This is a genomic window from Acinetobacter stercoris (genome assembly GCF_900323515.1).
GTDB classification, from domain to species: domain Bacteria; phylum Pseudomonadota; class Gammaproteobacteria; order Pseudomonadales; family Moraxellaceae; genus Acinetobacter; species Acinetobacter stercoris.
In genome coordinates, this window is record NZ_OOGT01000192.1 from 1 (window position 1) to 7,613 (window position 7,613).

Annotated in this window: 11 protein-coding genes; 5 read left to right on the forward strand and 6 right to left on the reverse strand. The window is 36.4% G+C overall.

The window, feature by feature from the left end; all coding sequences use genetic code 11:
• The first annotated feature begins 75 nt into the window (after positions 1–75).
• From KPC_RS15930 to hisA, 3 genes are all read left to right on the forward strand, one after another.
• The gene (locus KPC_RS15930) at positions 76–576 is read left to right on the forward strand and encodes a DUF805 domain-containing protein (protein ID WP_121975341.1); all 501 of its coding nucleotides are present in this window, start codon (positions 76–78) and stop codon (positions 574–576) included.
• Between the two features lie 115 nt (positions 577–691).
• Positions 692–1,306, forward strand: a complete 615-nt coding sequence (locus KPC_RS15935) for a 3'-5' exonuclease family protein (protein ID WP_121975342.1) — start codon at positions 692–694, stop codon at positions 1,304–1,306.
• A 182-nt stretch (positions 1,307–1,488) separates the two neighbouring features.
• Positions 1,489–2,220: a 1-(5-phosphoribosyl)-5-[(5-phosphoribosylamino)methylideneamino]imidazole-4-carboxamide isomerase gene (hisA, locus tag KPC_RS15940; RefSeq protein ID WP_121975343.1), complete on the forward strand. Its 732-nt coding sequence runs from the start codon at positions 1,489–1,491 to the stop codon at positions 2,218–2,220.
• A 53-nt stretch (positions 2,221–2,273) separates the two neighbouring features.
• Here the strand turns inward: hisA and KPC_RS15945 are convergent, their stop codons facing one another.
• Positions 2,274–2,564 (reverse strand): antibiotic biosynthesis monooxygenase family protein, encoded by a 291-nt coding sequence (locus KPC_RS15945; RefSeq protein WP_121975344.1) that lies wholly within the window; start codon positions 2,562–2,564, stop codon positions 2,274–2,276.
• A 74-nt stretch (positions 2,565–2,638) separates the two neighbouring features.
• Positions 2,639–2,809, reverse strand: coding sequence for a hypothetical protein (locus KPC_RS20430; protein WP_171334518.1), 171 nt, complete (start codon positions 2,807–2,809; stop codon positions 2,639–2,641).
• 617 nt (positions 2,810–3,426) lie between these two features.
• Between KPC_RS20430 and KPC_RS15955 the strand changes: the two genes are divergently transcribed.
• Positions 3,427–4,332 carry a DMT family transporter gene (locus KPC_RS15955; protein ID WP_121975346.1) on the forward strand — a complete coding sequence of 302 codons (906 nt, stop codon included), beginning with the start codon at positions 3,427–3,429 and terminating at the stop codon, positions 4,330–4,332.
• Positions 4,333–4,346: 14 nt separating this feature from the next.
• Here KPC_RS15955 and KPC_RS15960 read toward each other — a convergent pair whose 3' ends face one another.
• Genes KPC_RS15960 through KPC_RS15975 form a run of 4 tightly spaced genes read right to left on the reverse strand, consistent with a single transcriptional unit; the run spans position 4,347 to position 6,663 of the window.
• Positions 4,347–4,652 (reverse strand): antibiotic biosynthesis monooxygenase family protein, encoded by a 306-nt coding sequence (locus KPC_RS15960; RefSeq protein ID WP_121975347.1) that lies wholly within the window; start codon positions 4,650–4,652, stop codon positions 4,347–4,349.
• Positions 4,653–4,659: 7 nt separating this feature from the next.
• Positions 4,660–5,049, reverse strand: a complete 390-nt coding sequence (locus KPC_RS15965) for a DUF4870 family protein (protein WP_121975348.1) — start codon at positions 5,047–5,049, stop codon at positions 4,660–4,662.
• A gap of 29 nt (positions 5,050–5,078) precedes the next feature.
• Positions 5,079–5,705 carry a DUF1294 domain-containing protein gene (locus KPC_RS15970; protein WP_121975349.1) on the reverse strand — a complete coding sequence of 209 codons (627 nt, stop codon included), beginning with the start codon at positions 5,703–5,705 and terminating at the stop codon, positions 5,079–5,081.
• Between the two features lie 10 nt (positions 5,706–5,715).
• Complete coding sequence (locus KPC_RS15975; RefSeq protein ID WP_121975350.1) at positions 5,716–6,663, reverse strand: homoserine kinase; 948 nt, start codon at positions 6,661–6,663, stop codon at positions 5,716–5,718.
• A gap of 113 nt (positions 6,664–6,776) precedes the next feature.
• Here KPC_RS15975 and hisF point away from each other — a divergent pair, with 113 nt between their 5' ends.
• The gene (hisF, locus tag KPC_RS15980; RefSeq protein ID WP_121975351.1) at positions 6,777–7,535 is read left to right on the forward strand and encodes an imidazole glycerol phosphate synthase subunit HisF; all 759 of its coding nucleotides are present in this window, start codon (positions 6,777–6,779) and stop codon (positions 7,533–7,535) included.
• The last annotated feature ends 78 nt before the right edge of the window (positions 7,536–7,613 follow it).

The following is a 7,613-nucleotide window of genomic DNA, read 5'->3' on the forward strand; positions in this document are numbered from 1 at the left end:
TAATTAAAAAATGATTTTTCACATGAACTGAAAAGCAACAAAGAAGAATGATTATTTTCGGGGTAATTTTTGATAATGAAATCATTTCATAAAACTTCAAGTTTATTAGACAAGCCATTAAATCCTAATGGTCGCTTTTGTCGACATTCTTTTGCGGCATGGTCATTCTTGAATACAATCATATGTATATTTTCAGTTTTACTCATTTTAAGTATTTTCAACCAATTTCATGCAACCAGCTATGCAAAGAGTATGACCTTTTTAGGATATCTCTTGACCCTTGGGGTATTGGTCTGCTTTTTTTATTATTCATTTATTATCAGTATTAGACGTTTGCATGATCAAAATCTATCAGGCTGGTGGTCTCTACTTTTGATTGTTCCTATTTTGAATTTTTTGTTTTTCCTCTATCTCTTATATAATAAAGGCGATGACGGGATGAATAAATATGGCTTTTCAAGAATCATCTTCGGTTGGGAAAAAATACTTGGAAATGCTTATATGATCATTGCGCCATTTACCATTCTTGGCTTCTGCTTATTTTTATGGGTACAACGAGCTTATATCATCAATTAAAACAATTATTTTTCTAAGCTTGTTAAACATTGCATAATCTATTTTAAGATGCTGGATTTATCATAATTTAAATTTGGCTTAGAATAGATTCGCTCAAATTTTAAAAGCCATTTTTATGGATAAGCATCAAGAAAATCCTATACCAAGCAAAGAACAAATCATACTTTATCCAAAGTTTAAAAACCTAAATATGAATCAAATTATATTGATCAACACATTTGAGCAATGTTTAGATATTCAGTCAGAAATTTTGCAAATCCCGGTTTTAGGTTTTGATAGTGAGTCAAAACCTACTTTCAAAAAAGGTGAAACAAATACGGGACCACATTTGATCCAGCTGGCATCGCATCACAACGCATATTTGTTTAAAGTTAATCCTGAAACCTTGAGCTTTCTGGCAACAATTTTATCAAGTAGGCAACAACTCAAAGTCGGTTTCGGGCTAAAAAATGATTTGCACCTATTTCGAAAATTAAATATTGAGTTAAATCATTATATTGATCTTGCGAAACGTTTTAAAAGTTTTGGTATTGAAAATGCATTAGGTGTTAAAAATGCAATGGCTTTACTATTTCATGTGAACTTTCCTAAAAGTAAACGTATGAGTACCTCAAACTGGAGTAAACAGGTTTTATCACCTGAACAAATGGATTATGCTGCCGCTGATGCATATGCAGCATTATTGATCTATGAGGAGTTACTCAGATTAGGGAAATTAAATCCTGAATAAGAGTCTGTTGATATTTCAATATGTAATTATCAAATTAAATATTTTTGCAGAAAATCTTACTTAAAAATGATAAACACCAGAAGAAATTGTCCGAAAGTCTTACGAATGCTTAGAAAACTCATAATACTTTGCTAATATGCACTGAATAAATTTACTTTAAAAATCTGGCAAGGAGCGAAAGCATGCTCATCATCCCTGCAATCGATCTCAAAGACGGAAAATGTGTCCGTTTAAAACAAGGTCGTATGGAAGACGATACCGTATTTTCTGAAGATCCTGTTGCAACAGCACAGCATTGGGTAAATGAGGGTGCGCGACGTTTGCACCTTGTTGATTTAAATGGTGCCTTTGCTGGAACACCGATCCATAAACCTATTGTTGAAGCTATTGCCAAAGCTCAGCCCGAACTTCCGATTCAAATTGGTGGTGGAATCCGTTCTCTGGAAACAATTGAACATTATCTAGATGCGGGTGTTTCTTTCGTCATTATTGGAACCAAAGCTGTTAAAGAGCCTGAATTTGTTGAACAGGCTTGTAAACAATTTGCGGGACATATCATTGTCGGAATTGATGCCATGAATGGCATGGTAGCCACAGATGGCTGGGCAAATGTAACCGATGTGAAAGCAACTGAATTGGCTAAACGTTTTGCTGATGCAGGTGTTTCTAGTATTGTTTATACAGACATTGCCCGTGATGGCATGATGCAAGGTGTTAACGTTGAACAAACGGTAAATCTGGCACAGTATTCCGGACTGCCTGTTATTGCTTCAGGTGGTGTTACCAATCTTGATGATGTACGTAATCTAAAAGGTCAGCCTGGTATTTTAGGTGCGATTACAGGTCGGGCAATTTATGAAGGGACTTTAAATCTTCGTGAAGCTCAGCTTTTACTGGATGAACAATCACTCTAGTTCAATATTATCTGGAAAAAGAGGTCGAACAGACCTCTTTTTTTATTTACAGATTAAATTGTCTTTTCAAAATGTTCCATATGAATTTTATCCGCCAGAAAAGGCTCTATGGCTTTAAACCAGTTTTTAAATTCATCCGTTTTTATAAAAATGTCTGTATGGAATTCTATATTATCCCATTGGATCACAAGGGCGTAATGCCCGGGATGTTCTATCCCTCTTAATAGTCGAAACTTTTGACAACCTTGAGCATTACGAAAGACATCAGAAACCTCATAAAATTTCTTTTCAAATGCTTGTTCTTGTCCAGCCTTTATTTTTATTAGCGCTTGTTCAATAACCATTTTTAAATACCTCTAAATGAGATTTAGAATTATTTTACCATTCTGATATGACAACAATTGTATTCATTCAATATTTATCTTAGATATCCAGATGTCATGACATGAGTTAAACGCAGCAAGTTTCTTTCTGGTTCCCAGCACATCAGCAATAAATATCGAACTGTGAATTCTGGTTTACTCAGTTTTATATTGTTCATTTCATCTGTATTAACGACCAGATTATGCGTACATTGAAAAGGGCTCATTTTAGTAACTTTCCAATAGTCATTGTCTGTGCCATAAACAATATATGAGTAAAGTTGATGAGAATAATTTTTGGTCTTTTTAAAATATGTCCCATAACATGATTCATGTGAATTCAGACAATATCTACGTAACCTTGGTAAAAATTGTTTTTTTATCTCGGGATATTGGAGTATAAATAATCCAATGTCCTGATCAGCAATAAACGCTGATTTCGAACTAGGAAGATGGCTATATCTGGTTTTACTTTTCAGCCATTGATTTATCTTTTTATGATCTTTTTCGCTGGTCTGATAAAAATTGACATAATATTCATTATCTTCAAAATGACCATTTCGCCGTAATATCGTTTTATATTTATATCTAATCAATGGCTCAAGTTGATCAGCTATTGATAAAGATCGTAGAGTGCTACGATCCTGTTGATAAGAAAATTCAAAGTTGTTGTAAGTACTTCTGATTTCTAAAAACAAGTTAGAGATATAAACAAAAAAGCGGTTGAAATAATGAGTGAGATCAATTGAATCATATCTATTTTTTTTAATCGTCATTTAATAATAAATTAAAAAAAGGATATGATATCCGTCAATCACTTTAACTCTTATTTTTCTTTCCCTTAATGACATCTCCCTCAGTTCTTGCACAAAGGCAAAGTAAAGCTCCTCAAATTGCATTGATTTTAATCACCATCATTTGGGGTGGTTCATTTCTCACTGTCCAATACGCTTTAAATTTTAGTACACCTATGTTTTTTGTTGGCTGCCGATTTGCTGCAGCAGCATTTGCATTATTTATATTTGCATTTAAAGACATGAAAGCAGTGACCTCAAAGGAACTTGTTGCTGGAGGACTCATCGGTATTGTGATTGCCATAGGCTATGGGACACAAACCGTTGGCTTACAAATGATTAGCAGCAGTGAATCTGCTTTTCTAACCGCACTATATGTACCACTTGTTCCAATTTTACTCTGGATTATTTTTCAGAAAACACCACAAATCATGACATGGATCGGTGTGGGATTGGCTTTTATTGGTTTGACACTTTTAACGGGTAATGGATTACACCAGATTTCATTTAATTTTGGTCAGATTTTAACGTTATTGGGAGCGATTGCGATTGCTCTGGAAATTATCCTGATTGGTTTTTTTGCTGGAAAAGTAAATGCCAAGCGTGTCACGGTAATCCAGTTAGCCTCGGCATCATTTTTGGCTTTTGCTTCGATGCCTGTTGTTGGGGAGCATCATATTCCTGCATTCTCATGGGTTTTATTGCTTATCATTGCTGGACTAGGTATCGCCAGTGCCTTAATCCAGTCTGTCATGAATTGGGCTCAAAAATTTGTTCCACCCTCTCAGGCCGCGATTATTTATGCAGGAGAACCCGTCTGGGCAGGTCTGGTTGGGCGCGTTGCTGGTGAACGTTTACCAGCAATCGCTTTATTGGGAGCTGCACTGGTTGTCTTAAGTGTCATTGCCAGTGAGTTAAAACCTAAATTTTTAAATAAGAAAAAAGAAAAGGTCTAATCCAATACGGGGAATTACTTTTTCTTGAGAAACATACATGGTTGATAATATTCAACTTGTGGCATCGGGTCATAAAAATGATGCAGTAAAGCTTTCCATTCCTGATATGCTTCGGATTTCCGAAAGCCCTCTGTGTGATCTTCTAGCTTATCCCAAAATATCAATAGAATATAACGCTGATCATCTTCGATATGTTTAATGAGCTGGACAGCATTTAATCCTTGCATAGGATAGATGAGTTCTTTTGCCTGTTTAAATGCTGCCTCAAAAGCCTGACTTTGATCAGGCTTAATCTTTAAATGTACATGCTCAATGATCATCGGTTATCTATAGATACATAGGTTTATTGTCATTTAAGGCGATAAGCCCTTTAATGGCACGGTACACGATCCAGACCCAGGATAAGCCGATAACAGTAAAACAAAACGTCGTCGCACCAATAGCTACCCCAGCAAAGGCAATGCTATTTTCACCTGTAAAAAATAAAAAGATAAATGGAGTAAAAGCAATAATGTTCCAAATCAGATACCACCAAAAGGTGCGTATTTGCCAAGTAAAATGACTTTCATAAATTGTGCCACGCACATCATTTATTTTTACATAGTTGATAATTAAAGCAATAATTGCCAAAATCCCAGCAGAAAAAATTGCGATGATATATAGAATATAAAGTGCAAAGGTTAAAGTTTTGTTGGATTGATCGGGTACATAATTCATTTTTTATTCCTATTCAGATCATTTCAACTTTAGAACTTAAGTACGTTCAAAGGTGAAATTAGCCATAAAATCAATAAAATATTAAAGAATATTGTACAAAAATAAATTTTCCGAAAGGGTTGTTTTTGTGTTTTATGTCGTAATTTTTGCTGGGCTAGCCATGCAGCTGGCCATCCACCAAGAAAAGATAAAATATGCAATGTCTGTTCAGGAATCCGTCTTTTGTTGAGTTCCGCCGCTTCTTTGTCTTGAGCATAAAACCAATAGGTCATTATATTCATCAGTATAATAAAGATTAAGGCTAAACTTTTAAAATACCCTGTAGCAGTGAGTATCCCAAGTACAAGAATATAAATGGTTATGAGGACTTGCATAGGCTGCAATTTTTGATCAGTTGAATGAGCTTTAGAATTATGCATTGCAGCATGCTTTAGCGTTTGTGATGCTTTTAAGTAGTGAACGTTCTTTGCACGATAGCGACCTTGACCATCCACTGAAACCTGATATTCAAGCGCACAACCAATGATTGGGCGTGGTCCCTGGCGAGCAAAGTCTTTGATATGGATAAATACCCGATCCTTTTGACTATCATTGGGTTGAATAAAGCCATAACCTTTCTCATCAAACCATTCAACCAAACGCCCCTGATCACGCATTTATTTCCCCTCAAGCTTTAACAAATTTTAATCTTTCAACAAGCATATTACGCATTTCTAAAGGATTTTTTTGTAAAATATCCTCTCCGGTACGCCCCAACTCTTTATTTTTAATTGCAATCCCCAAACGTAATAACCAAAAGCGACAGGCAGTGATTGCCAAATAAATATCCATACATGCCAACTCATCCGATGTTAGAGGACGAATACTTTGATAAGCTTGCAGATAAGCGCTGGCCTTTTCCTGATTTAATATTACAGCGGGATAATCCGTACAAAAGTCATTTGTAGTAATCGCTATATCAAATAAAAACTCATCTTTATTCAGTTCATAGAAATCCAGTATTCCCTGTAACTGATTGCCATCAAATAATGTGTTATCCCTAAATAGATCTGAATGAATAAACCCCTGTGGGCGGTCAGGATATTGTTCTTTTTTATGCTTAAAAAGCTCCAGAACATGCCCTAATAGCGTTGCATCCTCATATTCCATTTTAGTCTGTAAGTCTAATGCAACCTGTCTCCAATAATGATGATTACGGTTGTAGTGACGTTCCAGAGGAAAATCCTGTAAAGCCAGATGTAGCTTTGCCTGTGCTTTTGCAATTTCTCGGACTTGTTCAATATTCGTCTGATCAGGGTGTTTACCTAAAACACGTGGTGCAATCTGAGCAGGCTTATGGGCAATAAAATGGATGGCTTGTCCATGGTGTTTGAGAGGTGTTGCAACCGGAACACCATGTAATGCCAAATGGTCAAGTACAGGTATCAGCTCTCCAGCCTGTTCAGCATTCATTTCTTCAAAAACGGTGAGTACATATTCCCGATCTTCACAGACTAAAAAATAGTTGGTATTTTGCACCCCTCCTTGAATTGGAATAAGTTCAAGAACCTTTAAATTATATGGTGCTGCAAAATCCTGAACTTCATTTAAACTCAATGAGGTATAAACCGACATAGAAAACCTGTGAAAAATACTGCATAAGTTTGATAGAATACCCTCGAAAGCTATTCAGGTGTAGCACCAAGGTCGTTTAGTTTCATAATCGGCTGTTATTTTTGGAAAAAATTATGCTCGCAAAACGAATTATTCCTTGTTTAGACGTTGATAATGGTCGAGTTGTCAAAGGTGTGCAGTTTCTGGATATCCGTGATGCAGGCGACCCAGTGGAAGTTGCCCGCCGTTATAATGAACAGGGGGCTGATGAAATCACCTTTCTGGATATCACCGCAACGTCAAATGGGCGTGATACCACTTATCGGACAGTAGAACGAATGGCTGAAACCGTATTTGTTCCTTTGACTGTTGGTGGTGGTGTACGTAAGGTAGAAGATATTCGTTTACTTTTAAATGCTGGTGCAGACAAAGTCAGTATTAACTCAGCAGCAGTTTTTAACCCGGAGTTTGTACAGGAGGCATCACAACGATTTGGTGCTCAATGTATCGTGGTTGCCATTGATGCTAAAAAAACTGGTGAAAATAAATGGGAAATTTTCACGCATGGTGGTCGTAAACCAACAGGAATTGATGCACTTGAGTGGGCTGTAAAAATGGCAGAATACGGCGCTGGTGAGTTACTTGTAACCAGCATGGATGCTGATGGCACAAAGGCAGGCTATGACTTAGAGCTGATGCGCAATATCAATGACCGTGTGACGATTCCTACGATTGCATCTGGTGGTGTGGGTAATTTACAGCATCTGGCTGATGGAATTATCAAAGGTGGTGCAGATGCTGTGCTTGCTGCTAGTATTTTCCACTTTGGTCAATACACCATTCCTGAAGCGAAGAAATATCTTGCTGAACAAGGAATTGAGATGCGTCTTTAATTAGAGCATATTTAGCTATTGTTGCTTTAAAGCTTTAGAACAACTAATTTATTTTTTAAAATGTGCTAAATATTTAAC